The sequence below is a fragment of the Mesorhizobium sp. M0058 genome, from assembly GCF_040323095.1.
In the GTDB taxonomy this organism is placed as follows: domain Bacteria; phylum Pseudomonadota; class Alphaproteobacteria; order Rhizobiales; family Rhizobiaceae; genus Mesorhizobium.
Genome location: NZ_JAMYUQ010000003.1, coordinates 132078 through 157233 on the forward strand (window position 1 = coordinate 132078; position 25156 = coordinate 157233).

The following is a 25156-nucleotide window of genomic DNA, read 5'->3' on the forward strand; positions in this document are numbered from 1 at the left end:
TGGCTCGTCCGGAATGCCCATCGACAGATCCCTCGGACGAGAACAAGAAGTACATTCGGTTACCGTAGACGCGTTCGGTTATCGACGGTTACCCTTGTGAGGATTGACGCAGTCGGCGTCGGCGTGGGCAGCGCACCGTGACCTTCACGGCGACGAGGTTGGAGCGGATGGGGTCCGGGTCCGGCGGGGCTCCTCGCGGCTGGCTCACATGAGCGCTATCGCCATCGAGTGATTGTCTCAGTCTACATTAGCTCTGGGTCCCGAAAGCGCGTACAGGCCTGAGACGCAGCAAATCCTCTTATCTACCGCCGTTCGGTGTAGCTCCCGTTTAGAAATGCATGATAGACACTCTCGATGCCTTCCATGAGAGTGATCTTTGCTGCCCATCCCAAAGTGCGCAGCTTGTCGACGCTCATCAGCTTTCGCGGTGTACCGTCAGGTCTAGAGTGATCATGCGCAATCTCCCCAGTAAATCCGACTACACGGCAGATCATTCTAGTCAGCTCTAGGATCGTGATGTCCTGTCCGCAGCCGAGATTGACGTGATCATGGTCAGAGTAGTTCTTCAGAAGGAAGACTAATGCGTCGGCGCAGTCGTCGACGTGCATGAATTCCCGACGTGGTGTGCCCGTGCCCCAGATGGTGATTTGCTTATCACTTATGAGCTTAGCTTCATGCGCTTTCCGGATCAGCGCTGGGATGACGTGGCTTGACTGCAAGTCATAATTGTCGCCTGGCCCGTAGAGATTCGTCGGCATAGCGGAGATGTAGTCGCGGCCGTATTGCTGGCGATAGGCTTGAGCCATTTTGATGCCGGTGATCTTGGCGACGGCGTAGCATTCGTTGGTGCGCTCTAGTGGCCCGGTCAAAAGCGCGCTTTCAGGAATGGGCTGTGGTGCCATCTTCGGATAGATGCAAGACGAGCCGAGGAAGAGGACGCGGTCGACATTGTTTTCGTGGGCTGCCGCGAATATATTGGCCTCGATCATCAGATTGTCGTAAAGAAAGTCGACCGGATAGGTGGCGTTCGCGAGAATACCACCTACCTTTGCCGCCGCCATAATGATAGCGTCCGGTTTCATCACTGCCACGAAGTTTTCAACCTCGGTCTGTCGCTTGAGGTCTAGCTCTCCCCGAGGGGCGGCCACAACTTTGCAGTCTTCAGACGCGAGTCGGCGTACAACAGCGCTGCCCACCATACCTTTGTGGCCAGCGACCCACACGGTTTTTCCGTTAAGATCATACATTACGCTTCCTTCATGACTACAGATGTCTGCATGACCTTCAGGTCTTCGCGCACCATTTCCGCAGCAAGCTCGCGCACGGATGTCTCATGCACCCAGCCGAGCTTCTCCTTCGCCTTGGTAGCGTCACCCAGGAGAAGATCGACTTCCGTGGGGCGGAAGTAGCGTGGGTCCACTTGGACTAGGCATCTGCCGCTCGCTACATCATAGCCCTTTTCGCCGACACCCTTGCCACGCCATTCGATCTCGACGCCGATATCTTCGAAAGCCCACTCGACGAATTGGCGGACAGGAGTCGTTTTGCCCGTAGCCAGCACGTAATCATCCGGTTGATCCTGCTGTATCATCATCCACATACCTCGCACGTACTCACGCGCATGGCCCCAATCGCGTTGAGCATCGAGATTGCCGAGATAAAGCTTGTCCTGCTTGCCCAGATAGATAGCAGCGGCAGCGCGGCTGATCTTGCGCGTCACAAAAGTTTCGCCACGAAGGGGGCTTTCGTGATTAAAAAGAATGCCGTTGGAAGCGTGCATACCATAGCCCTCGCGATAATTGACGACCATCCAGTAGGCGTAGAGCTTGGCGGCGGCGTAAGGGCTGCGCGGATAAAAGGGCGTCGTTTCGTTCTGCGGTACGGACTGCACGAGGCCGTATAGCTCCGAAGTCGAGGCTTGATAGAAGCGGGTCTTGTCCGTCAGACCGAGGAGGCGAATCGCCTCAAGAAGTCGCAATGTACCGATACCGTCCGCGTTTGCTGTGTATTCAGGTGTTTCGAACGACACCTGCACATGGCTCTGAGCAGCCAAGTTGTAAATTTCGTCTGGCTGAGATTCCTGAACCACGCGGATGAGGTTAGTCGAATCAGTGAGGTCACCGTAATGCAAGATCAGGCGCGGATCGGATTCGTGCGGGTCTTGGTAGAGGTCTTCGATACGACCCGTGTTGAAGGAAGAGGAACGTCGCTTAATCCCATGAACGATGTAGCCTTTTTTGAGAAGAAGACGGGCAAGATAGGCACCATCCTGTCCAGTTATGCCCGTAATAAGAGCAACTTTTCTGCTATCGCCCATTCTATTCCTGCTCTATCTAAAGTTTAAGGTTTCGGCTCCGGCTCGCCACGCCGACACAATGTGCGGCCCGCCCCGTGCCCTATGGAGCACTTCGACAGATGCGGCGCGAAGCTCGTCATTGACAGTCTGCCAGCCGAGCACACCTGCTCTTGCTTGGAGTCACAGCAAAATAGAGTTGCGCCGCTAACTGGGATTCGTACATGCGGTCAGAGTGCCGCTCAGCTCACGCCGCGAGCGACTGTACTCCAAGCACCTTGCAGCTGATTTGCTCATCTATCAGCGAGTGAGGACGCCCTTCTTTCTTGCTTCAGCGTCTTCTAATGGGAATTGTTTGGATCAGTGAAATCGATTGTTTGGATAAAGTGCATCCACAGAATGGATGGTCTGACCGAGCAGCCGGGGCGCATCGCCGGCCCGGAGTCGTAGGTCCCGAGCTTCCGTTCGGGGCGAGGACAAAGTTCGTGGCCGCGAGCCCTCACCACAGCATCCGGCACAGGTCGTGCAGAACTTTGGGAGCAGACTGCAGATTCTGTCGATCAGCTGGTTCCAGGCGCGTCGAGCTATCGACCTCATCTCGCCCGGGACGGTTGCTGTATGCAGCCTTGCACCCTTGGCGTGTGGCGTCGACGGAACGATTTTCTCCGGCAGGCAGTCTCGCAGCGTTCCCCGGCTGTTTCGGCTCTATTGGCCGGGCCCGCGTCAGCCGAGCCCCTTCATCACGGCATCCAACGCATGGATGGCCGGCATCCACTCAATAGATTTTACACATGCCGCGGAGGCCCAGTAGAGAAGGCTGAACCGGAAGCGAGGGCATCGGCTTCAAGCCGTGCGAGCGTCACGGGATTAGTGGGCAGTGCTGAGTGAGCTCTTCTGCCCTATGGCCCGGCCTCTGCCAAGCGCCCGGCGTCGAGTCTACGTGTCTACTAAGGATTCCAAACCGGATGCAACCTCCTCTCTGAACGAGATTTCCGAAAATGCATGTTAGTGGATTGGAAAAGCGCCGGTTCGTCGTCTCTCGGAGGCGTACGGGGTTCGGTGATTGTCTGTGGTCATTGGCGGCCGCTTGGCGCTACGCGCAGCGGTCGGGACGAACTCTAGTCATCGACTGGCGGGGGGCCTGCTACCTCGACCAACCCTTCACAAATGCGTTTCCGGTGTTCTTCCAGCCGATCAATGACATCGCTGGCGTGCCGGCTATTTCCGACGACCGGATCAACGACGTTTCCTTCCCTGGTCCATTCTTCCCGGAGTGGTGGAACAGGCCGGCGATCGAGTGCCTTTACCGGCCAGATGAGCAGATTTTCCAAGAGCGCGACGAGTTGGGCGAGCTCTTTCAGGCCGAACACGATGTCGAAGCGAACACAGTAGTGTGTGACGCTTGTCTGATGTGGCGGTGCGATGAGGATGCAGAGCGGCAGGTGTTCCAGAGTGTCCAGCCTCGGCCAGAAATTCAAGCCCGCATAGATGCCATTTATCAGGAATGTTTTGAGGGGCACAGCATCATCGGGATTCATGTTCGGCACGGTAACGGTGAAGACATCATGGAGCATGCGCCCTACTGGGCCGATCCGGAGCTCGCCGTTCGGCAAGTGTGCGCTGCAATTGACAAGGCTAAGGCGTTACCGCACCCCAGGCCTGTGCGGCTGTTCTTATGCACGGACAGCGCGCGGATACTGGATCTTCTGTCGGCCAGGTTTCCCGATCTGCTCACTGTCCCGAAGCACTTCGGATCCAATCAAGGTGGCCCCTTACACACTGCAGCACTCGGGATTGACGGCGGAATTTCCGCCCTCGTTGAGATGTATCTTCTCGGGCGCTGCGATACCGTAATTCGGTTTCCCCCGACGAGCGCCTTTACACGATATGCACGCCTTTTCGCACCACGGGTAATTGAATTCGATCTGAAAGAGCCAAGTCGTTTGACTTTGATAGAAGGCAGCCAAGTCTCTGATCTCAGTTAAGACCCGCCACCTGCGCAATTCGGCAGACGCAACCAACAGGCATAGTTGAATGCGCATTTCTCACCGACGCCAGTGGAGGCGTCGTACATTACCGATACCGTCGTCATCTGACGCCGCCTGCAACGCGCCAGAACTTCGCTGTTACGCGGGGGCCGCAGACAAGCCAGAGCGACGGCGATCGTGACGCTGACGCTCGAAAGAACGCGGGCGATCACTCCAGAGACGAAATTGAGGTTGGTTATGAAAGTCATTCCCGTGATCATCAGCGGCGGAGCCGGATCGCGGCTATGGCCCGCCTCAAGGCAATCGCACCCCAAACCTTTCCTCAAAGTGGCGGATGGATATTCTCTCATTCAGCAGACTGTGCTGCGCGCCGCTTCGATAGAAGGTGTCGTGGAACTCGTCGCTGTGACATCCGGGGACCACCTCTTCCTGACCAAGGACGAATTTGACGAACTGGATTCCGTGGTCCTGCCACGCACCTTTCTGCTCGAGCCCGAAGCTCGGGATACGGCCGCCGCCGTGGCTGCAGCCGCGATCCATGCGAGGGCAACGCAAGGCCCTGACGCGATCCTGTGCGTCTTCCCGGCCGATCACCTGATTAGCAACCTGCCTGCGTTTCTAGACGTCATGGGCCTGGCCATGGAACATGCGAAGCTCGGGCGGATCGCCACATTGGGCGTCACCCCAACCAGACCGGACACCGCATTCGGCTACATCGAAGCAGATGGTGAGAACGTCGTCCGTTTCGTTGAAAAACCGAATCTGGAGACAGCCAAAGCCTATGTCGCGTCTCAACGCTTCTTCTGGAACGCCGGCATCTTCTGCTTCAGTGCGCAAACCATGCTCGACGAGATGGTTTTGCATTGTCCCGAGGTGCTCCAGGCCGTCGCCGACAGCTATGAGAACGGCCGCGCCAGTCAATGCCAAGGCTTTGCCAAAATCGAACTCGCGCCTGAGCATTTCGGTTCCGCGCCGCGAATCTCGCTCGACCACGCTGTCATGGAGAAGACTAACAGACTTGCCGTGATTCCCTGCGACATGGATTGGAACGACATCGGATCTTGGAACGCAATGGCCGATTTGATCGCCCCCGACGAAAGCGGGAACAGGATACGCGGCGATGTGCACATGGTCGACACGACCGGCACATATGTGAGCTCCGACAAGCGCGTCATCGGCACGGTGGGCGTAAGCGATCTGGTGATCGTGGATTCCCCGGACGCTTTGCTTGTCACATCCCGCGACCGCGTTCAGGACGTTAAGAAGCTCTTCGAGGGCCTCAAGGCTTCGGGACATGAAGCTCATCTGGTCCATAGCACGGTACACCGGCCCTGGGGTACCTATACGGTTCTGGAGGAAGGCGAGCGCTTCAAGATCAAACGCATCGAGGTGAAGCCCGGTCGCCAGTTGAGCCTGCAGATGCACTATCATCGTTCGGAGCACTGGGTCGTGGTCAGCGGCTCCGCCAAAATCGTCAATGGCGAGCAGGAGTTGTTCCTGGGGACAAACGAATCTACTTACATCCCCTGCGGCCATAAGCATCGGCTCGAGAACCCAGGCAGAATTGACCTGGTTATCATTGAAGTGCAGAGCGGCGATTATCTCGCCGAGGATGATATCGTTCGCTTCGACGACGAATATGGTCGAACGTAGATAACAGTACAAAAAACGTTAAACGGCGAGCCGTCGCTCAAGGATCTCTGTCGTGGGTTCTGGGCCTAACATTGACAAAGCAGCGGGCCGAGCGTGTCATAGTATCCGCCCCGCACTCTCATCAGGCACTCGATCCTGGTCGAAAACATCGGTGAGCGCTTGACAGCGCGCCGTCCGCGGTAACGAAGACTTCAGATCTTTTTAGGCGGACCCGTTGCTCAGCTGTTCAACGGCACAGCCGTATTTCAGCCTGTAGGCGGCAACGAAATCCTCATCGCTGCAGATGCAGCGGCCGCTGGAATCTTTGGCTTTCGGATCATGGAGGTAAGAACCAAGGGGGCGCAGTAGATTCACGCGAGTGCTGGTCGTCGGACTCATCGGAAAACCCGCACTATGCTTGACCAGGTCTGCGGCAAGCATGATCCCGGCAAGCGCTGATTGAAAGGCCATCGGAACCACGGTTCGAACGAGACGACTTCCATCGCTAAGCTGGAACCCGCCGCAGATAGCCTGCTGATAAAAGGAACGGAGGGGCTGGCCAACAAACGCGGCGAGCGGCCCAAACGGCACAGCCATCGCCGTAGCCACCCGAGCTACGAAGGAATTGACGGGGGCCCGCACAAGCGGTGGAGCATCAAGGGCGGTGGACCGAAGGGCGTTGGTTGCAAGGGCCGCCTTAGAGAGGCCGACCTCCGCCTGACCTGCCAACACGTAGCGCTGCAGGTTTGAGAGTTCGATAGCTTCGTGGCCGGCGATCTATCAGTTGCGGCATTGTCCCGGCAGCCGCCTGAGGTTCGCCTGTGTCGTGTCACCTGCAAATTCGAACAAAGTCAGGACAACGACTTTGACAAATCTTAGAATCGGCGGATGATGCCCACTCAACTTACCAGTGATTCACGTCTAGTTTGGATGCTGTGGCCCTACGAACGGATTGACGGCCGTTTAGGCTTTACCAGCTTCACCATTCAACAATTGATGGGATAGAAGTCATGGCCAAAGACTCTGCGCTTCTGTCTGAGCTGCATAAACTCATCGGGCAACGGATGGAGGCTGGCCAGATCGCGCAGCCAAGCGAGATCGTTGAGGAGATATTCAAAAGTAAACCTCTGACAGGCCCGCATGCCGACTTCTACAGAGCATTTGCCAAGAAAGAACTTGTGGGTGTCGTTACACGTATGTTGAAGCGCGTGGGCATGAGCGACGATCCTGCGTCCCCTCAGATGGTCCTTCCTGGCCATACTCGCTTAGTCAAATCGTATCCTGTGCTTCGGAACGGCGAACGGTCTCTGGTTCCAATAGGCCTCTGCACAACGGAAGAACTTTCTGACCACGTCTCGCTTCTTCGAAAGCAGGCAAAGGGCTGCGAAAACCACGCTGCAGAATTGGTTGAGTACCTTGCCACCAAAACCACCCGGGCGAAAATTGAAGCGCAAATCGAGAGGTCTGAAAGAACCGTAGCCGAACCGGCATGATAGCCGATGTCGCTATTTCCACCATTTCCTCACCTACTTCAGAATACGCCGAAGTAGTGCCTGACCAGATTAGCGGAATTAAACCGTTTGAGATATCGTGGTCCCTGCGTTGGGGGGCACTTCTGATATGGATGTTTACGTCGAAGGAAAGGGGCCAGAGGGTGAAGCTGGGACGCCTTTCCGAATATCGCTTGAGCCGAGCTATAGACATCGCGACGCGCTCAGGCTGCTTTTCATCTTGGTTGCGGGAAGTGAAGATGTCGACAGGCCTACAGAGGAGGTCGTGAGCGTTTTTCGAGCTGAGAAGCGCTTGATGGCAATGGACTTCCTCGTCCGTTATCCTGACTATTTGGGTGACGCCCTGCTGGATCTCTATGAGGAGACCCGCGAACCCGAACTGCTAGAGGCAGTTCAGCGCATCTTCATCAACGACGAGCCTTCCATCAGACTGGTGCGGATGGTCCGCTGGCGGCACGGCGCCTATCAGAACGTCGAGGACGCCCTTGCAATGCTGAGCTACTACGGCTTAGCGAGGCCGATGCAACTCGCCGGTGACGACGGCAAAATTCGTCGGTACGAGTACCTTATATTACCAAAGGCGATCTCGTTTCTGGAAAAGTGCGTTCAGGATTACCCGGAGTTGGCGTGGTATCGCGACCGATTAGCGTTGGTAATGCGAGTCGCCAGCGGCAAGAGCGGCTCCGCCCTAAAGGAATGGCAGTATGAGCACCCGCAATATGGAAGCACCATCCAGGGCGACGTGATACCGACTATCCAAGAGCAGGTCGAACAGCGTCTGACCAAATTCGCCGGATTGGAACCATGAGCAAGGAACGGATCATCGAGTCGACCGAGTACGGCTGGATAAGAGCCATAGCCGAGGATAGCACCAGTCCGGAGTCGGATGTTCGAAGCGCGTTGCTCAAGTATGGCATTCGCGCGCAGACTACTCCGCCGCGCGCCAAGAGCCTTCGCTTCGACGGCATCAAGTTGACGGGTGTTCGAGCCGAATCCGAGCGCGACGGACCGTTTCATCTGTCCTGGTCAGACCTAGGGATCGGCATCTGGGCCGTGATGTCCGAGCGCAATCTGCGAGGAAAGTCATCCATCCTGCACCTACTCAACGCAGCTATCCGCGGCGACTTTCCCGGTCGGGTGAAGCCCGACGTTTGGAAGTGGCTGGAAACCATCGAAGTCCGGTATTGTGTCGATGAAGTCCTGCATCGCATGGAGCTGCGCAAGCCTGCCGGCGAGGAGAAGGCGGCGGAGGGCAAGGCCACGCTGAGCCGGAGTCAGCGACGGTCAGTGGATCACGCTCTATGAAGGTGACGCTGGAGACGGGCTGAAGTCTCAGACCGAGCACCTGATGATGGAAGAACTAGATTTCCCGGTGATTTATGCCCACAACAAGAATACCGGCGGTCATCCCCATGGCTGGCCTCTGATAGCTTCGACGTTCTTCCTGTCGAGTTCTACTGAGCCGAAGGCACTGTTCGGCGATCTGCCCATAGACGGGCTCCCGCTTCGCCTGCTCCAACTGTTCATAGGGTTGCCGTGGGTCTCTACCTATAGTGCTGCGTTAACCGCGCAGAAGCAGCTCGAGCAGGCACTGGCCGATAGGCCGAACCATTCTGGCGTGAGCGTAGTGCTCGATAGCAGGCTTATCGAGGTTGAGGGCCAACTCGCCAAAGCGAAGGAGGCTCGTGGCACCGATGACCGCAGCGCAAAAAGGCTGGAACTGGCGCGCCTCGATGAGGAGACCGTGACCGATAGGAAGGTGGTCGAGACCGCTCGAATAGCCTTAGAGACGGACACGGCGACCGTCGCGGCCGTCACAGTCAGCTACGACGACGCGCGGCGAAGGCTCAAGCAGCTCGAGGACGAGCGGTCGGCAGGATACTCGTTCCGTCAGCTCAACCCGACTTGCTGCCCTGCCTGCGAGGCAGCGTTCGAGGAGGCCGCGCCTGCGGTTCAGCACGCAGACCACAACACCTGCGCCTTGTGCAAGAACGACTTGCCGGTCCACGAAAACGATCTGGATAGCGATCGCATCCAGTACGCGCAGATCCTGGTTGAGGAACTGGCTTCGTCGCTCCAGATCGCCAAAGCCAAGTTCAAAGCCAGCGAGAAGACAGCAAGGGAGGCGACCGAACGCCTCCGCACCGGAATGAACAGGATGCGAAACCTTCAGGACGCCATCTCAACGTTGCCGACCGACCCCGAACTCATCGTTGTGCAGTTGGAGGCCCGGGCCGAGCAGCTTCGGGAACTGGTCGCCTCACTGCAATCGCCTGCCAACGACGACACCGAGACGCAGAGCGAACTCAAGATCCTTCGTGCCGCTACTGACGCCAGTAAGACGCTGATGACCTCTATGCAGTCGGACGTTCTGACAGAGATCGCTGATTCGGTGATGTCCCTCACGAAGAAGTTCGGTGTTTCCCACATCACCAGCATGCACCTCGACGGCGGTGGGAGGCTGAAGGTCCACCAAGGCGGCGCCGATATCTATTTCAGCAACCTTACGATGGGCGAGAAATTGCGCATTAAGATCGCGACCTCGCTGGCGGCTGTGGAGGTGGCCAAGCGTCGCGGGCATGGCCGGCATCCAGGCTTGCTGATTATCGACTCGCCTGCGTCGGAAGAGGTCGTGAACGAGGACTTCGAGCAGATGCTGGACAGCGTTGCCTCTGCTGCGAAGGACATCGGAGGCGTTCAGATCATTCTCGGCACCATTGCTCGCAGCGCGGTGGAGGCGGTTGTGTCTATTGATCATCGGCTACACGCTAAGGGGGATAAGTACCTCTTCTGAGTGGTCGGCGATGGAAGACAGATTCGAGCTCCTGACGACGGAAGGCACGCCCATCCTAGACCCGGGAACGGCTCAAGAGAACGAATTGCTGGCCGCGATTGAGGCCCTGTCTTCCGAAACCGCGCGCGCAGACGCGTTCTGCTGGATGACCCGCTGGGTGACCGCGGCCGCCGTTCAGCGCGCGCTGCTGCGGATACTCGAGCGAGAGGATGACGCCACCTCTGTTGCGGAAATGGTCGACTGCCTCGACGAACTGCCCACAATACCGCAGGCTCTCGGGCGCAGTGCGTGGGAAATCTTCCGCCGCCGTTTCGAGCCCCGGTCTGAACATAGCTGGATGCGATCGCAGGCGTTGCGCGGCGCGCTTGTCGTAGTGCAGGGCGACCACAGTTTGGTCAGGCGCCTGCAGTCGTATCTTCTGGCCGTCACGACAGACGACGACGGGGCCTATCTGCGTCACGTCGCCAAGGTCACGGGCACCATTCTGCGTCGATACCCCGATGACGACTTCCGAGACCTTCTCTCCAACCTGGCGCATGTGGGCGAGGCAGCAGACGAAGCTACCCTTGAGCTCGGACTTGATCGCTTGCAAGACGGGTTGCTGGCCAGAACGCAGGACGCGCTCATGTCAGCCTTGACGGCGGCGCAGGGTTGGTTTCGCCGTTCCCTGGCGGCGAGCGAAGGACGTTCGGATGCTGCGCTGTATGATATCTGTACGTCTGTTCTGATCGATGTGCAGAACAGAGGACTGCACTCCGATCTTGCGTTGGATTTGCCTAAACTTCGTAGGGCAGCCATCGAGTACTCAGCCTTTGCCGTCGATCGCCACTCCGCCCAGTCATGGCTCGGGGCGCCATCGCGCGAGCGTTTTCACTGGCTGTCGATGGCCACGAAGTTAGCCATGGCTGCTCACACGTTCACAAAGGACACCTGGCTGCAAGCGGCCATTGTGATCGAGGACGAGTTGCTATCGATCTTTTTTGCGAGTGAGAGCGTGTTCTCTCGATCCGATGGCCACGGCGCCGATATTCTCGGACGAAAGGCACTCGTCCAATCGCTGCAGAAGCGGCGATACTATCTGCAGACCTTAAATCAATGGCTCGCCGAGAACGTTGATAGCGATCTCGCTCCGAATGTCGGACAACTACGCGACACGGTGCAACATTCACTGGCCGGAGCTATCCATCGCAGCCCTTTTGACGAATCGACTGAAGGCTGGCTGGTCGATGTCCTCAAGAAAGCCGGCCTCGACGCAGCTACAGCCGCCATGACCGCAGCGCAGTTCGACGTGGGGATGGATCGCAATCGGCAAGTGGCAGAGCTGTGGGCCGCCGTTATTGAGAAGCTCTCGGACAATCCCGATTACCAGCGCGACCATCCCCGAGCGCTGCTGGAACACATGTGTACGCTCATTGTGCGTTTTCTCGATTTTCGCGCCAACGTTGGCAGAAGTACCGACCCGTCTGCTGAGTACGTGTTTCGGCGCGGCGCCGATCTGCCGGTCGAACACGACCTTCAACTAGATTTCCTGAAGTTCCTCACGATGTCGGACGCACCGTCGTTCCGAGCCGAAGCCCGTGACTCCGGTGGCGGTCGCGCTGACATCGCTCTCGAATATCGTGGCGTCAAGTCGATCGTGGAGGTGAAGAGGGACGACAACGTGCTCAACAATGCGGAACTTGCGGAGCGGTATGCCGGCCAGGCGACGGGCTATCTGACGACCGGTGTCTGTTTCGGTTTCCTCCTGGTGCTAGATCTCACGGATCGGAAAGGCCATCAACCGCACATTTCCGAACAGATCAGTGTGGAGCAAAAGGTGCCGGATGGATCTAAGGTAAAATACCATATTGTGGTGGCCAGAATTCAAGCCAATCGCAAGACGCCGCATGAACTGCGGTAATGTTAGCTTTCCTTTGACGCATACCGATACCAGTGAAGGCGCACAACTCAGAGATCGGTGTTTGCGAGATCGAATCTATACGCTTCCGGAGCGGCAATTTGGCTTAGTCAAGCAGATGGTCGAGGCCACTCCTTCGATGAGCAACTTTCTCGAGGTAGGCTGACTGTTCGGTCGTGAGGCACGGCTTAACGAGCGCCATTTCCCAGTCCTTCAGGGACAAAAGTTGCGCTTTTTCCCGGCCTCGGCGGATCGTGAGCTTGAAGTCTTGAGGGCTGTGCACGACGCCTTTCTTTCTTAACCTCCAGAGAACGGTCGCCAGTTGTTTGGGGGTGAATGCACCCCGCGTCTGCAAATAGTCTATAAAGGAATGAACATCGAAATTGGGTTCAACGTTCGCCAGCGCCACAAGCGCGCTTACTAATCGCCTGCGGCGCGCGTCCTCGACAAGTTGTCGCCGATCTCGATCGACCTTCTTACGAGTGGCGAGCGTGTCTAAGGTGCGGCCTTCTTCGTCGGTCGCAGCTATACCAAAGCGATGAATGCATTCAGATCCGATCAGCAGCCTTGCGGCCGTATGCAAATTGCGGATTTCGAATTGGTAGCGGATGTCGGGATGATCACAGAGTTCACAGTTAGCGGAGGGCGCTTCGAGGTCATGGTAGTCACCAGTGTAGCGCCACTCGCGAAGAGCTTGCGAAAGGCTGCCCTTGTCCCAACTGAGCGGGAGCAGGTTATTCGCAGCCCTCGTTTCCCAACTCATTGGGCTAGGCCAGAGGTCGGTTTGAATTGGTTATGAAGAGCTGTTGGTCGATAGGCCCGAGATAGACCTTATTCAGTAGGAAACTGAATAGAGCCTTTGCGCCTTTTCGATCGGCTGGTATCTCGATACGGCCTGCATTTACGGCGATTGGAAATCCTATAGCCACTGCCTGCGCCTGAATATTTGCGACCGGGTGATTTCCAAGAACGTTGGTCTTCGTGATTGCAAGAACGTGCTTTCGGATACCTTCATCAGCTCCGGCTACGAACGCCGCAGCATCCCCGATGGCGAGGCTAGCGTGGCCGCAAAATGCAGCTAGCTCAGGATCGGTTGCGTCTCGGAAGACAGGGGACATATCGAGGACGCGCCGTAACATGGAGTAACTCTTGAACCGGACCAGTCCTATCGCGTCGACGGTTGCTACCAATTTATTATCCAGTGAGAATGCCGGTTCGACGAGCCGTCGAAAAACATCGCCCTCATATAAAAACGCGAAACGATTAGATAGCACCTGTTGCGGGCCAAAGTTCTGGATCAAGAGCCGCCGATTTGGGCCATTGCCGAGGACGGCGAATAGGCCCTTGACGGATTGATCTTGAAAATTGGCGACATCGAGTACGGGAAGTGCGACCGCGTTCTGGTCCGCTGCAGCTAGCAGCGCTTGTGCCTCTGGCAGGCTTTGGATGAAGAGCACATCCTCGCTGTCTGGAATCCAATCGCCCGTGAATGCAATTTCGTTGGCGATGCCGGCCATGAATTGAGCTTCTTGGTTTTCGAACACCCCGTTTAGTTGGGCCTGCAGCGGATTGGCCAATTGAATGTGTCTGACTTCGGCTATCTCGGCCGGACGGCATACGGCGTAGAGTTGAGTCATTTATTTTCCCCCCAGATCGAGCAGAATGTATTCTGTGAGCTGGCCTACCTGCAATTCCGTGGCGGCAGTGCGAAGATGTTTCTTCGTTATCAGCACGAAAGTCACCCCTTCAGCAGATTGGACTTTGTAGAAGTGCCACCCAAGCAAGCCAAGCAAGGGGTTGAAATGGTAGTTGTACCCAGTGGCGGTTATCACGCCAAATATTGCGACAGTTGGCACCCAGAATTTCCAATCTAGTGTGTTGAATTGCGACGTGAATAGCGGCATTACATAGAGGAGGAGAAACGCGGTGTTCTCATGGTCCGCAGCCTCGATTGACGCTGCTTTGAATTTAGACGCGGGCAGTGAGCGTTTAGCGCTCCAGAGAATCCCGACGCATAGGACACAAAGGATTAGGCAGCCTGTCAGGATGAATTTTGCCGTCTGGGGCGCACATTCAACCCACGCAACCCAAGCATAGGTCAATCCGACCGGGGCGAGGGCCGTGCTTGTGAAGACTAGTCTGGCAAAAACATTGAACATTTGGCTCTTCTATCACGTTGCAGCATTCGGCGGCGATACGACTACAGAAGTCCACAGCGTTTTTAGGCGAAGAGATCGCTTCGTCCTGATAAGGCCCTCTATCGGGCCCGCCCTGTTCCGATCTTAGGTCCCATGGCAGCTTTTATCGGCATCTGCTCTCGAAGCTGCCATTCAGGTTTACGGCCCCTGAGCGGTAGTGTCGTGCGACGTTCTCTCTCGGCCAATCAAGGCCGAGGAGAACTCACATGGGCCATTCTCAATTCGATGATGCCAGTCGCGAGCGCGCAGCTTGGAATGCCGGAAAGAGGGTCGTCACCAAGCGTCCGTTCAACCAGAAGCAGATCTGGGCAATTCGCTTTTTCCTCGATCGCAAGAGACGCGTTCGGGACCGTGCGCTATTCGATCTAGCAATCGACAGCAAGCTTCGCGGTTGTGACCTGGTCAAGATCAGGATTCGCGATGTGGTCGCCCGACCGGAGATAGGGACTCGCGCTGACACGTGGAATACCGGGTAGCTTCGACAATTGTGGGGTGGGAAGCGGACGGACAGCTCTTGAGCTGGGCATGCGACGTTTCAGCCGTTTAAGCACATCGAGGAGAACCGTAAAATTCAACGAATTGCTGGCATTCCCAATGCACGACCTTGACTGCTCTTATGCGGAGGCCTGAGGACATTCCACATTTGTACCGCAATTCGAGGAAGATTAATTTCATATCTGTGGCGAACCGACCGTGGGCCGCTTATGGTCATCACGAACAAAAGGAATTTCAAATGACCAAGAGCATTGCGATTTTCAATAACAAAGGCGGTGTCGGAAAAACGACCTACATGTATCATGTTGGGCATCTTCTCGCCGCGCGCGGGCTCACCGTCCTGATGGTCGATTGCGACAGTCAATGTAACCTGAGTGCATATTGCTTGAGCGACACTGCTATTCGACAATCGTGGGGCACGGAGGGAAACAGTATCTACCGAGCCATTGAGCGTGTCGCACGAGGCATCGGCGACATTCGCCAGAGACAGCCTAGTCCGGTTCCACACGCTCAGGGCAAGCTGTATCTCGTGCCGGGGGATCTTCGACTCAGCGATTTTGAAGACACATTGGGCGACACCTGGAGTGCTGCACGAGGTGGCAACGAGCCTGCGGTGCGAGCTCAATCTGCAATCCATCGCTACATTCAATGGGCTAGCGAGAAAGTCCGCGCAGACTTGGTGCTGTTGGATCTCGGTCCCAACCTGGGCGCGCTGAACCGAGCTGTTCTAGCCTCGGCGGATTACTTCATCACGCCTCTGGCTCCCGACCTGTTTTCCATTCAAGGAACGGAAAACCTCGGCAACAAGCTGGTCGGATGGCGGAAAGAGTGGGATCAAACTAATACCGCATGGAAGGACCCCACTCTCTCTATCCCCAAGGGGAGACCGAGCTACCTTGGCTACGTCGTTCAACAGCATAACGTACGTTCAAATGCTGTTGGGATGACGGAAGGTTGGCAAATTTACGGGAACGAACTCGAGCCTGCGATTCGCGCAAACATTATCGAAAAGCTTACTCCTCTGAATCAAGTACAGGTTTGGCACGATGATGATTATAAACTGGGTTTGATCCCAAATCTTCACAGCCTTGTTCCATATTCTATGGACGCCAAGAAGCCGATCTTCTACTGTAATTCTAGCGATGGCGTTCGCGGTGCTCATCTTGCGAAGGCTAGGGATTCGGCCGATCATTTTGCAGAGATAGTTGACACCCTCAACTCAGTTTCCGCTTGGCCTTAGAGATTGCTTGATTGACCTCATACTTCTGCATTGAATTGGGGGATGGGTATTGCTTTGGGCCGCTGCAAGAGTCGAAATATACTCCCAACAGCCGATACGATTCTCGACCGAGATCGGTCTCGAAGTGCTCCTAACTCAGTCCACTATTGGAATCGAACGAACGGCAAGTTTCGGGCGACGACATGATCAAACCGAAGGGCTGACTTGGGGTCGGGTGCCGAACGGCGGCTTTCTGAGTTTCTCGGCCAGAACCGGACAGTCGGCAGATGATGCGGTGGACGGCTCTCCTCCCGCCCTGCGGTATGATCGTTGGGCCAGAAGCTGGAGGAGATCTATGATAGGCAACGTTACGACGGTTGGTCTGGATATTGCGAAGTCAGTGTTTCAAATCCACGGGGTGGATGCGGCGAGTGAGGTTGTCGCTCGCAGGAAGCTGACGCGTGGGCGCGTGATGGCATTCTTCGAGAGCCTGCCACGTTGCCTGGTCGGTATCGAAGCCTGCAGCTCGTCGCATTATTGGGCTCGCGAGCTAATCGCACGTGGTCACGATGTGAGGTTACTGCCGGCACAATATGTGAAGCCTTATCTGAAGCGGCAGAAGAATGATGCCCCAGATGCAGAGGCGATCTGCGAGGCGGTCACTCGGCCGACCATGCGCTTCGTGCCTGCGAAATCACCCGAGCAGCAAAGTGTGATGATGGCTGCACCGGGTCCGGTTGATGCTCAACCGCCAGCGCACGCAGATATCGAACGCGTTGCGGGCACACCTATCCGAGTTCGGGATCGTAGCGCCGATCGGGCGGAATGGGATTGAGCAACTGCTCGTGGTCGTCAACGACGAGAACGAGACCAGGATACCAGCTGACGCGCGGCTATGCCTCGCTTGAGGCGCAGCTCAGGGTCGTGAAGAAACAAATCCTCGAAAACGATCGTAGGGTTCGGGCGAATGCGCGTGAGACCGAGCTTGGTCGCAGGTTGATGGAAATCCCAGGCGTCGGCCCGCTGCTGGCAAGTGCATTCGTGGCTACGGTCGCCGATGCGCATGCGTTCAAGTCGGGGCGCTGTCTATCGGCATGGATCGGACTCGTGCCGAAGCAGCACTCGAGCGGGGGGAAGGAGAGGCTCGGCAGTATCTCCAAGGCCGGCAATCGCTACTTGCGGCAGTTGCTCGTGGTGGGTGCGATGGCGGTCATCCGCTATGCCGAGCGCAACGGTACCAGGAGGCCATGGCTCGTGCAGTTGATGGCGCGGCGAACAGCCAAGGTTGCGGCGGTTGCGTTGGCCAACAAGACCGCCCGGATGGTCTGGGCACTGATGACGAACGGCGAGCGCTACAGGGAGCCGGTCATCGCATAGAACAAGATAAGGCGAGCGATCGCTGACGAGGTTGGAAAGGGCGGACAGGAGCTAATGCACAAAGCCGGTTGATACCGCCGGATCAGGAAAACCCACTGGGGCCGTGCACCTTGAGTGCGAGCTTACGATCGGGACCTGAGACGCGCGAATGGCATTATGGCCAGCGGCACATGATAGGCCGCACCTACAGGTCGGATACATGGCCGCACCAACCAGCAACGGCAACGCTCAAAGAATCCCTTGCCAACGGAGAGCCGTCCATACACGGCCCCATACAAGTCATTCGCTCGTGCCTTCGCGATGACATTTCTTGGCGCCCCCAATCTTCTAAGCCTGCAACGTTCACTGCATCGCACGGGCGCGTATATTGGGTATCTTCAATATTCTGAAACGTCACGCCATCCTGCTTCCGTTTAACAAAACTCGGAGGCTGCGCCCATGACACCGACGAAGCTCCTTGTCGGTCAGATAGTCGTTGTGTTCGCCATCGTCATTCTCGGCGTATGGACAGCGACTCAATGGTGCGCCCAAACTTTAGATTATCAGCCGCAACTCGGACCCCCATGGTTTGTCGCAGCCGGATGGCCGATCTACAAGCCGTGGCAACTGTTCGAGTGGTGGTTCCATTTCGACGCATACGCGCCCGAGGTCTTCGACACGGCCGGGATGCTTGCGGCCACCACAGGCTTCATGGGCTGCGCGGCCGCCATCGCTGGCTCCCTCTGGCGTGCGCGGCAGCGCGGCCTAGTCACCACTTATGGCTCGTCGCGATGGGCCGTGTCTTGCGAGATCGAGAAGGCAGGGCTGTTTCGACCAGCCGGTGTTTTCCTTGGCAAGCTGAAGGATCACTATCTGCGCCATGACGGGCCGGAACACGTCATGGCCTTTGCGCCGACACGTTCGGGCAAGGGCGTCGGATTGGTCGTTCCAACTCTTCTTTCCTGGACCGGCTCGGCCGTCATTCACGACATCAAGGGCGAGAACTGGCAGCTGACCTCCGGCTGGCGGTCGATGTTCTCGTACTCCCTTTTGTTCAACCCGACTGATCCAAGGTCGGCGCGGTACAACCCGCTGCTGGAAGTGCGCAGGGGCTCAGATGAGGTCCGCGACGTTCAGAACATCGCCGACATTCTCGTCGATCCGGAAGGCGCGCTGGAGCGGCGGAATCATTGGGAGAAGACTAGTCATTCACTCTTGGTCGGGGCCATCTTGCACGTGCTCTACGCCGAAGAAGAAAAGACGCTCGCCCGCGTCGCCACTTTCCTGTCGGATCCGCAACGCTCGTTTGCCACGACACTGCTGCGGATGATGACCACCAACCACCTCGGCACGGCGGACAAACCTCGGGTCCATCCCGTCGTGGCCTCGGCGGCTCGCGAGGTGCTTAACAAATCAGAGAACGAGCGCTCAGGCGTTCTCTCGACCGCCATGTCGTTTCTCGGTCTCTATCGTGATCCGACCGTGGCCGCGGCAACATCGGCCTGCGACTGGCGCATTGCGGACCTGATGGATGCCGAGCGGCCGATGTCGCTCTATCTGGTCGTGCCGCCGTCGGACATCTCGCGCACCAAGCCGCTGGTGAGACTGGTGCTCAATCAAATCGGCCGCAGGCTGACTGAGCGCCTGGAGGGTGACCCGAAGAAGAGCCGCAGGCATCAACTCCTCATGATGCTCGACGAATTCCCGGCGCTCGGACGCCTCGATTTCTTCGAGACCGCGCTTGCCTTCATGGCAGGCTACGGCATCCGCGCCTATCTGATCGCTCAATCCTTGAACCAGATCTCCAAGGCCTATGGCGAGAACAACGCCATTCTCGACAATTGCCATGTGCGGATTGCCTTTTCTTCCAATGACGAGCGCACGGCCAAACGCATCTCGGACGCGCTCGGTACAGCGACGGAACTCAGATCCATGCGCAACTATGCCGGCCATCGGCTGGCACCTTGGCTTTCGCACGTCATGGTGAGCCGCCAGGAAACTGCGCGACCGCTGTTGACACCAGGCGAGGTGATGCAATTGCCGCCTTCGGACGAGCTGGTGCTGATATCAGGATTGCCGCCGATCCGTGCGAACAAGCTCCGCTACTACGAGGACCAGAATTTCACCGAACGGGTGCTGCCGGCGCCGGTGTTGCGCGACGGTCTGTACGCGGACTGTCCTGCGTCGCGCCCCGACGATTGGAGCGGACTAGTCCGCAGTGTTGACCGCCGTCTCGCTGCAGATGACGAAAACGCCGGCGCGGCAATCGAAGAAGACGGCGGCGTGCAACAGCAGCGTCATCCCGGCCTGCCTGAAGACCACGTCGTCGTCTCTCAGGAGCCTGATCAAGACGACCTCTTCAATCTGGCCGACGATGACGCCGAGGCACTCGCAGACAAGCGCGTCATGGACCGGGTTTCCACCGCAGCCAGCGCCTACGGTATCAACGAGGGAAGGGGCGACGACAAGGACATCATCCCCGGCTTCTAAGCGCTTTCGCAGCTCAGGCGTATCTCAGCGTAGATAACGCCCATAAGCGATTTTTCAGATATCGGCGATGTTCGTTGCCGCCGCCGGCGCATCAGCGCCGGCCAGTCGGAACGAGCCCCATGAAGCCCCATCGCATTCGCCACCAGTTTCTGCTCGAACCCGCGTTAAGCGAGAAGCTGGAAACGCTGAGCCGCAACCCGTCGACCACAAAATCGGCGATCGTTGCGAAAGCAGTCGAGGCCTTCATCGAGCGGCGTGGCGAGAACGAACTCGACAATCGTTATGGCAGGCGTCTCGACCGTCTTTCTCGCGACCTCGACCATATCCGAACCGATGTCGAGGTGATCCTGGAGAGCCTCGCACTCTTCATACGCTTTTCGATTACGCTTCATTCCCACACGCCGGTCCCGGATCGGGCGACACAGGCGATTGCCCAAGAGCGCTTTGACAAATTCGTCGAGCAGGTCGGTCGCCAGATCGCCTCCGGGAAGCGCTCGCTTGGCAACGGCAATGGCAATGGAGGCGAAGGATGAGCTCTCATCCCGCAGCCGACCACCGCCGCCGCGCCATGCTGCGCACAGCCATGGGCCACGCGATCACCGAGGCCCTTGCCGATCCGACCGTCATCGAGGTGATGGTCAACCCCGACGGCGCGCTGCGGCTCGACCGGTTGGGAGAAGGCCGGGTCGATACCGGCGTGCATATGCATCCTTCCGAGGCCGAACGCATCGTCCGCCTCGTTGCCTCTCACGTGCGCGCCGAGGCGCATGCGGACAACCCAATCGTCAGTGCCGAACTACCCTCAGGCGAGCGTTTCGAGGGTCTGCTACCGCCGGTCGTGCTGGCGCCATGCTTCGCCATCCGCAAACCGGCGGCAAAACTCTACACGCTGGCCAACTACGTCGCCGATCGCGTCATGCTCCCGCTGCAGGCTGATGCCCTGAGGAAGGCAGTGCGCGAGCGGCGCAACATCCTGGTCGCCGGCGGCACATCGTCGGGCAAAACGACACTTACCAATGCTCTACTGGCAGAAGTCGCCGAATGCGATGAGCGGGTGATCCTGATTGAGGACACCCGCGAGCTGCAATGCGCGGCCAAGGACTGCGTTGCCATGAGGACGAGGCGGGGCTCCATCACACTCGCCGATCTCGTACGCTCGACCTTACGGCTGAGGCCCGACCGCATCATCGTCGGCGAAGTCAGAGGCGCGGAAGCGCTCGATTTGCTGAAGGCATGGAACACCGGACATCCCGGCGGCATTGCCACCGTTCACGCCAATTCGGCACGCTCCGCACTCTATCGTATTGAGCAGCTCGCTCAGGAAGCCGTTGTCACCGTTCCCCGCCGGCTGATCGCCGATGCCGTCGACTTGGTCATCTTTATTGCCGGAAGAGGACCCGCGCGCCGCGTTGACGCGATCGCCGAGGTCACGGGTCTCGACGGCAGTGGCGACTACGCCGTTGGCCAGCTCACTCTTCCGCAACTCCAGCAGCTTTGAAAGGTCATCTCATGCGCAAGAAAATTTGCTTTCTTTCGTCCGCCGCCGTCGCGCTTCTTCTCACGGCCCAGGCTCACGCTGCCGGCTCCGGCATGCCGTGGGAACAGCCGCTTCAGCAGATCCTGGAATCGGTGCAGGGGCCGGTGGCCAAGATCGTTGCCGTGATCATCATCATAACCACTGGCCTTACCCTTGCGTTCGGCGACACGGCGGGCGGTTTCCGCCGGCTGATCCAGATCGTCTTCGGCCTGTCGATCGCCTTCGCGGCCTCGAGCTTCTTTCTTTCCTTCTTCTCCTTTGGCGGCGGGGCAGTCGTCTGATGAGCACCGGAGAGCAGCATATCGAAGGCTTCGAGGTTCTGGTCCATCGGGCGCTCACCGAGCCGATCCTGCTCGGCGGCGCGCCGCGGGCGGTGGCGATCCTCAATGGCACGGTGGCCGCCGCCATCGGCCTTGGCCTGCAGCAGTGGATTGCCGGTCTGATCCTCTGGATCGCCGGCCACACGCTCGCGGTCTTTGCCGCACGGCGTGATCCGGATTTTGCCAGCGTGCTTGTCCGTCATCTTCGTCAAAAGGGCTGGCTTGCATGCTGAAGCTTTCCGAATACCGCGGCAAAGCCGACCGGCTTGCCGACCATCTGCCCTGGGCAGCACTCGTCGCGCCCGGCATCGTGCTCAACAAGGATGGCAGCTTCCAACGGACATTGCGGTTTCGTGGCCCCGACCTTGAAAGCGCGACGGAGGCCGAACTCATCGGCATATGCGCGCGGGCAAACAATGCGCTGAGAAGGCTCGGCTCTGGCTGGGCATTATTCTTCGAGGCCGAGCGCATCGAAGCGCTGGGCTATGCGAGCTCGGCCCTTCCCGATGCTGCCTCATGGCTGATCGATGAGGAACGGCGCGCGGCCTTCGAGGGCAAGGTCGCGCATTTCGAGAGCATCTATCATCTGACCTTGGTCTTCATGCCCGGGCCCGATGGCCAAGCGCGCGCGGAAAGTGCTCTCGTCGACTCGCATGACTTGGGAGGGGAAAGAGACTGGCGCCAGGAGCTTGCCCGGTTCCGAGACGAGACTGACCGCGTTCTCGATCTTCTTTCGGGCTTCGTGCCCGAGGTGCGCGCGCTCGACGATGCCGAGACCCTGACTTACCTGCACGGCACGATCTCGACACGCCGTCATCCGGTCGCCGTGCCGGAAACGCCAATGTATCTCGACGGCGTCCTGGTTGACGCGCCGCTGACCGGCGGCCTAGAGCCGATGCTGGGCGAGCAGCATCTGCGCACGCTCACAGTTCTCGGCTTTCCGAACGTCACCCGGCCAGGAATCCTTGATGCGCTCAATAACCAGGATTTCGCCTATCGCTGGGTGACGCGCTTCATTCCACTCGACAAGGCGGAAGCCACGAAGACGCTGACTCGGCTCCGCCGGCAGTGGTTTGCCAAGCGCAAATCGATCGCGGCTATTCTGCGCGAGGTGGTGACCAACGAACCGGTGCCTCTCGTCGACAGCGACGCCGACAACAAGGCGCTCGATGCCGATGCAGCACTGCAGGCATTGGGCGGCGATCATGTCGGCTTCGGCTATCTCACCACAACGGTGACGGTGTGGGATCAGAACCGTAAAGCCGCCGCGGAAAAGCTTCGCGCCGTCGAGCGGATCGTCAACGGGCTCGGCTTCACCACCATTCGCGAAAGCATCAATGCCGTCGAAGCGTGGCTTGGTTCATTGCCGGGTCATGTCTACGCCAACGTTCGCCAGCCGCTCGTTCACACGCTTAACCTTGCCCATCTCGTGCCGCTGTCGTCCGTGTGGGCAGGTCCAGCGGAGAACGAGCACCTTGCCGAGGTCACCGGCGATCACGCTCCGCCGCTTCTTTTCGCCGAAACCAGCGGCTCGACGCCGTTTCGGCTTTCGACCCATATCGGCGATGTCGGCCACATGCTGATTGTCGGGCCGACCGGTGCCGGCAAGTCGGTTCTGCTTGCCCTGATCGCTTTGCAGTTCCGGCGCTACGCTGGCGCGCAAATCTATGTCTTCGACAAAGGCAATTCGGCCCGCGCCGCCGCGCTTGCCATGGGCGGCGACCACCATGCGTTGGGTGCGAATGGTGCGCTTGCTTTCCAGCCGCTGCGCCACATCGACGACCCGGCCACACAGAGCTGGGCGGCCGAATGGATCGCCGGCCTCATTGCCCACGAGAATGTCACCGTCACCCCGGAGGTGAAGGAGGCAATCTGGTCGGCGCTCACCAGCCTCGCCACCGCGCCGGCGCAGGAACGCACGCTGACTGGCCTGTCGGTCCTGCTTCAGTCCAATGCGCTCAAATCGGCATTGATGCCCTACACGCTCGACGGACCATTCGGCCGACTGCTCGATGCCGATGACGACCGGCTGGCCATCTCGGATGTGCAGTGTTTCGAAACCCAGGAGCTGATGCACAGCCAAGGCGCTGTGCTGCCTGTGCTCACCTATCTGTTCCATCGTCTTGAGGACCGGTTTGACGGGCGGCCGACGCTGCTCATGCTCGACGAGGCCTGGGTCTATCTCGACAACCCGCTCTTTGCCGCCCGCATCCGCGAATGGCTTAAGGTGCTGCGTAAGAAAAACGTCTCCGTCATCTTCGCGACGCAGTCGCTTGCCGACATCGCCGGCTCTTCTATCGCACCCGCAATCATCGAGAGCTGCCCGCAGCGCATTTTTCTCCCCAATGATCGTGCGGTGGAGCCGCAGGCACGGGCAGCCTATGAGCGCTTCGGTCTTAATGAGCGACAGATCGAATTGGTCGCCCGCGCCACGCCGAAGCGCCACTACTATCTGCAGTCGCGCCGCGGCAATCGCCTCTTCGAGCTCGGGCTAGGCCCGATCGCTCTTGCGCTTTGCGGCGCCTCCGACCCGGCCGCCCAGACCCTGATCGACAATATTCTTTCCGAAGAAGGGCAGGGCAGCTTTGCCGCCCGTTTCTTCAGTGCGCGCGGCCTGGATTGGGCTGCCGAGCTTCTCCAGCAATTTCCTCAACCTAACAAGGAGCAATCGTCATGATCGGACGCCGCCTTTTTACTAGCCTGGTCACCGTTTCCCTGATTGCCAAACCGATGGCTGACTACGTCCAGCCGGCCTATGCGCTCATCGTGTTTGACCCGTCCAACTATACGCAGAATGTGCTGTCGGCAGCACGCGCATTGGAGCAGATCAACAACCAAATCCAGTCGCTTCAGAACCAGGCGACCATGCTGCAGAACATGGCGCGCAACCTTCAGCGCCTGGATTTCTCTTCCGTGGGCCAGCTTACCGGCTCGCTCCAACGGATTGACGGTCTGATGACCCAGGCGAGCGGCCTGAGCTTCGATCTCGACAAGCTGCAGGACCAGTGGCGCCAGCAATATCCGGAAAGCTACGACGCCACCATCAAGGTCAGCGATGTGGCGAGCGCCGCGCGCGAGCGCTGGCAGAGCGCCATGCAGGCGTTCCGCCAGACCATGAGCGCGCAGTCGCAGATCGTCGAGAACGTGCAGGCCGATGGCGACCTGCTTACCGATCTCGTCAATCGCAGTCAGGGCGCGGCAGGTGCCCTCGAGGCAAGCCAGGCTACCAATCAGCTGATCGCGCTTTCGACCAAGCAGCAGATGCAGATCCAGACGCTGCTTGCGACCCAGTTCCGGGCCGAGGCCGAGGATGCGGCGCGCAAGGCGCAGTCTGAGGAAGCCGCTCGCGAGACGACGAAGCGTTTCCTGGGCACCGGCACGGCTTATCCCGGCAACTGAGCGGCAGTTCTTCAAGACAACGAGGAA

22 protein-coding genes and 1 pseudogene are annotated in these 25156 nt (G+C 58.3%); 17 read left to right on the forward strand and 6 right to left on the reverse strand.

Going from position 1 to position 25156, the window contains the following annotated elements:
• Positions 1-302: 302 nt before the first annotated feature.
• Together fcl and gmd are read right to left on the reverse strand one after the other, a co-directional pair.
• Positions 303-1247 (reverse strand): GDP-L-fucose synthase, encoded by a 945-nt coding sequence (gene fcl / locus NKJ75_RS05850; RefSeq protein ID WP_023689384.1) that lies wholly within the window; start codon positions 1245-1247, stop codon positions 303-305.
• Positions 1247-2317 (reverse strand): GDP-mannose 4,6-dehydratase, encoded by a 1071-nt coding sequence (gene gmd / locus NKJ75_RS05855; protein WP_023692482.1) that lies wholly within the window; start codon positions 2315-2317, stop codon positions 1247-1249. Before gmd ends, fcl begins: the two co-directional genes overlap by 1 nt.
• 974 nt (positions 2318-3291) lie before the next feature.
• Here gmd and NKJ75_RS05860 point away from each other — a divergent pair.
• Together NKJ75_RS05860 and NKJ75_RS05865 are read left to right on the forward strand one after the other, a co-directional pair.
• Positions 3292-4278 carry a nodulation protein NodZ gene (locus NKJ75_RS05860; RefSeq protein WP_023711832.1) on the forward strand — a complete coding sequence of 329 codons (987 nt, stop codon included), beginning with the start codon at positions 3292-3294 and terminating at the stop codon, positions 4276-4278.
• Positions 4279-4518: 240 nt separating this feature from the next.
• The gene (locus tag NKJ75_RS05865) at positions 4519-5934 is read left to right on the forward strand and encodes a mannose-1-phosphate guanylyltransferase/mannose-6-phosphate isomerase (RefSeq protein ID WP_023711831.1); all 1416 of its coding nucleotides are present in this window, start codon (positions 4519-4521) and stop codon (positions 5932-5934) included.
• A gap of 201 nt (positions 5935-6135) precedes the next feature.
• On the opposite strand, the gene NKJ75_RS05870 is transcribed toward NKJ75_RS05865, so the two are convergent.
• Positions 6136-6510, reverse strand: a complete 375-nt coding sequence (locus tag NKJ75_RS05870) for a hypothetical protein (protein WP_245263882.1) — start codon at positions 6508-6510, stop codon at positions 6136-6138.
• Positions 6511-6923: 413 nt separating this feature from the next.
• On the opposite strand from NKJ75_RS05870, the gene NKJ75_RS05875 reads away from it, so the two are divergent.
• From NKJ75_RS05875 to NKJ75_RS05895, 5 genes are all read left to right on the forward strand, one after another.
• Complete coding sequence (locus NKJ75_RS05875) at positions 6924-7406, forward strand: hypothetical protein (protein WP_023711829.1); 483 nt, start codon at positions 6924-6926, stop codon at positions 7404-7406.
• A 313-nt stretch (positions 7407-7719) separates the two neighbouring features.
• Positions 7720-8232: a hypothetical protein gene (locus NKJ75_RS05880; protein ID WP_245260670.1), complete on the forward strand. Its 513-nt coding sequence runs from the start codon at positions 7720-7722 to the stop codon at positions 8230-8232.
• The gene (locus NKJ75_RS05885; RefSeq protein ID WP_352499331.1) at positions 8229-8729 is read left to right on the forward strand and encodes a hypothetical protein; all 501 of its coding nucleotides are present in this window, start codon (positions 8229-8231) and stop codon (positions 8727-8729) included. Before NKJ75_RS05880 ends, NKJ75_RS05885 begins: the two co-directional genes overlap by 4 nt.
• Positions 8730-8772: 43 nt before the next feature.
• A complete protein-coding gene (locus NKJ75_RS05890; RefSeq protein WP_352499332.1) occupies positions 8773-10218 on the forward strand; it encodes an ATP-binding protein in 1446 nt (481 codons plus the stop codon).
• 10 nt (positions 10219-10228) lie between these two features.
• Positions 10229-12118 carry a hypothetical protein gene (locus NKJ75_RS05895; RefSeq protein WP_352499333.1) on the forward strand — a complete coding sequence of 630 codons (1890 nt, stop codon included), beginning with the start codon at positions 10229-10231 and terminating at the stop codon, positions 12116-12118.
• 103 nt (positions 12119-12221) lie between these two features.
• On the opposite strand, the gene NKJ75_RS05900 is transcribed toward NKJ75_RS05895, so the two are convergent.
• Genes NKJ75_RS05900 through NKJ75_RS05910 form a run of 3 tightly spaced genes read right to left on the reverse strand, consistent with a single transcriptional unit; the run spans position 12222 to position 14274 of the window.
• Complete coding sequence (locus NKJ75_RS05900; RefSeq protein WP_023806687.1) at positions 12222-12878, reverse strand: hypothetical protein; 657 nt, start codon at positions 12876-12878, stop codon at positions 12222-12224.
• 4 nt (positions 12879-12882) lie between these two features.
• Complete coding sequence (locus NKJ75_RS05905; protein WP_023711824.1) at positions 12883-13752, reverse strand: hypothetical protein; 870 nt, start codon at positions 13750-13752, stop codon at positions 12883-12885.
• Positions 13753-14274 carry a KwaA family protein gene (locus tag NKJ75_RS05910; protein WP_023711823.1) on the reverse strand — a complete coding sequence of 174 codons (522 nt, stop codon included), beginning with the start codon at positions 14272-14274 and terminating at the stop codon, positions 13753-13755.
• Between the two features lie 245 nt (positions 14275-14519).
• On the opposite strand from NKJ75_RS05910, the gene NKJ75_RS05915 reads away from it, so the two are divergent.
• The 10 genes and pseudogenes from NKJ75_RS05915 to trbJ all read left to right on the forward strand — a co-directional run bounded on the left by NKJ75_RS05915 (position 14520) and on the right by trbJ (position 25129).
• On the forward strand, positions 14520-14789 hold the full coding sequence (locus NKJ75_RS05915) for a site-specific integrase (protein ID WP_023806689.1): 270 nt from the start codon (positions 14520-14522) through the stop codon (positions 14787-14789).
• A gap of 257 nt (positions 14790-15046) precedes the next feature.
• A complete protein-coding gene (locus NKJ75_RS05920; protein ID WP_023711822.1) occupies positions 15047-16048 on the forward strand; it encodes a ParA family protein in 1002 nt (333 codons plus the stop codon).
• Positions 16049-16385: 337 nt separating this feature from the next.
• Positions 16386-17404, forward strand: a pseudogene (locus NKJ75_RS05925) (IS110 family RNA-guided transposase).
• 438 nt (positions 17405-17842) lie between these two features.
• Complete coding sequence (locus NKJ75_RS05930; RefSeq protein WP_023711821.1) at positions 17843-19873, forward strand: conjugal transfer protein TraG; 2031 nt, start codon at positions 17843-17845, stop codon at positions 19871-19873.
• A 119-nt stretch (positions 19874-19992) separates the two neighbouring features.
• Complete coding sequence (locus NKJ75_RS05935; protein WP_023711820.1) at positions 19993-20406, forward strand: hypothetical protein; 414 nt, start codon at positions 19993-19995, stop codon at positions 20404-20406.
• A complete protein-coding gene (gene trbB / locus NKJ75_RS05940) occupies positions 20403-21371 on the forward strand; it encodes a P-type conjugative transfer ATPase TrbB (protein ID WP_023711819.1) in 969 nt (322 codons plus the stop codon). The genes NKJ75_RS05935 and trbB overlap by 4 nt, the downstream gene beginning before the upstream one ends.
• 11 nt (positions 21372-21382) lie before the next feature.
• Positions 21383-21691 (forward strand): TrbC/VirB2 family type IV secretion system protein, encoded by a 309-nt coding sequence (locus NKJ75_RS05945; protein ID WP_023711818.1) that lies wholly within the window; start codon positions 21383-21385, stop codon positions 21689-21691.
• Entirely contained in the window at positions 21691-21963 is a 273-nt protein-coding gene (locus NKJ75_RS05950; RefSeq protein WP_023689361.1) for a VirB3 family type IV secretion system protein, read from the forward strand. Before NKJ75_RS05945 ends, NKJ75_RS05950 begins: the two co-directional genes overlap by 1 nt.
• The gene (gene trbE, locus NKJ75_RS05955; protein WP_023711817.1) at positions 21957-24407 is read left to right on the forward strand and encodes a conjugal transfer protein TrbE; all 2451 of its coding nucleotides are present in this window, start codon (positions 21957-21959) and stop codon (positions 24405-24407) included. The genes NKJ75_RS05950 and trbE overlap by 7 nt, the downstream gene beginning before the upstream one ends.
• Positions 24404-25129, forward strand: coding sequence for a P-type conjugative transfer protein TrbJ (gene trbJ, locus NKJ75_RS05960; protein WP_023669263.1), 726 nt, complete (start codon positions 24404-24406; stop codon positions 25127-25129). The genes trbE and trbJ overlap by 4 nt, the downstream gene beginning before the upstream one ends.
• Positions 25130-25156: the final 27 nt, after the last annotated feature.

Bases quoted from the DNA above. Each gene is read 5' to 3' on its own strand.
- fcl (WP_023689384.1), bottom strand. From the start codon at position 1,247: ATGTATGATCTTAACGGAAAAACCGTGTGGGTCGCTGGCCACAAAGGT.
- gmd (WP_023692482.1), bottom strand. From the start codon at position 2,317: ATGGGCGATAGCAGAAAAGTTGCTCTTATTACGGGCATAACTGGACAG.
- NKJ75_RS05860 (WP_023711832.1), top strand. From the start codon at position 3,292: ATGCATGTTAGTGGATTGGAAAAGCGCCGGTTCGTCGTCTCTCGGAGG.
- NKJ75_RS05865 (WP_023711831.1), top strand. From the start codon at position 4,519: ATGAAAGTCATTCCCGTGATCATCAGCGGCGGAGCCGGATCGCGGCTA.
- NKJ75_RS05870 (WP_245263882.1), bottom strand. From the start codon at position 6,510: ATGGCTGTGCCGTTTGGGCCGCTCGCCGCGTTTGTTGGCCAGCCCCTC.
- NKJ75_RS05875 (WP_023711829.1), top strand. From the start codon at position 6,924: ATGGCCAAAGACTCTGCGCTTCTGTCTGAGCTGCATAAACTCATCGGG.
- NKJ75_RS05880 (WP_245260670.1), top strand. From the start codon at position 7,720: ATGGCAATGGACTTCCTCGTCCGTTATCCTGACTATTTGGGTGACGCC.
- NKJ75_RS05885 (WP_352499331.1), top strand. From the start codon at position 8,229: ATGAGCAAGGAACGGATCATCGAGTCGACCGAGTACGGCTGGATAAGA.
- NKJ75_RS05890 (WP_352499332.1), top strand. From the start codon at position 8,773: ATGATGGAAGAACTAGATTTCCCGGTGATTTATGCCCACAACAAGAAT.
- NKJ75_RS05895 (WP_352499333.1), top strand. From the start codon at position 10,229: ATGGAAGACAGATTCGAGCTCCTGACGACGGAAGGCACGCCCATCCTA.
- NKJ75_RS05900 (WP_023806687.1), bottom strand. From the start codon at position 12,878: ATGAGTTGGGAAACGAGGGCTGCGAATAACCTGCTCCCGCTCAGTTGG.
- NKJ75_RS05905 (WP_023711824.1), bottom strand. From the start codon at position 13,752: ATGACTCAACTCTACGCCGTATGCCGTCCGGCCGAGATAGCCGAAGTC.
- NKJ75_RS05910 (WP_023711823.1), bottom strand. From the start codon at position 14,274: ATGTTCAATGTTTTTGCCAGACTAGTCTTCACAAGCACGGCCCTCGCC.
- NKJ75_RS05915 (WP_023806689.1), top strand. From the start codon at position 14,520: ATGGGCCATTCTCAATTCGATGATGCCAGTCGCGAGCGCGCAGCTTGG.
- NKJ75_RS05920 (WP_023711822.1), top strand. From the start codon at position 15,047: ATGACCAAGAGCATTGCGATTTTCAATAACAAAGGCGGTGTCGGAAAA.
- NKJ75_RS05930 (WP_023711821.1), top strand. From the start codon at position 17,843: ATGACACCGACGAAGCTCCTTGTCGGTCAGATAGTCGTTGTGTTCGCC.
- NKJ75_RS05935 (WP_023711820.1), top strand. From the start codon at position 19,993: ATGAAGCCCCATCGCATTCGCCACCAGTTTCTGCTCGAACCCGCGTTA.
- trbB (WP_023711819.1), top strand. From the start codon at position 20,403: ATGAGCTCTCATCCCGCAGCCGACCACCGCCGCCGCGCCATGCTGCGC.
- NKJ75_RS05945 (WP_023711818.1), top strand. From the start codon at position 21,383: ATGCGCAAGAAAATTTGCTTTCTTTCGTCCGCCGCCGTCGCGCTTCTT.
- NKJ75_RS05950 (WP_023689361.1), top strand. From the start codon at position 21,691: ATGAGCACCGGAGAGCAGCATATCGAAGGCTTCGAGGTTCTGGTCCAT.
- trbE (WP_023711817.1), top strand. From the start codon at position 21,957: ATGCTGAAGCTTTCCGAATACCGCGGCAAAGCCGACCGGCTTGCCGAC.
- trbJ (WP_023669263.1), top strand. From the start codon at position 24,404: ATGATCGGACGCCGCCTTTTTACTAGCCTGGTCACCGTTTCCCTGATT.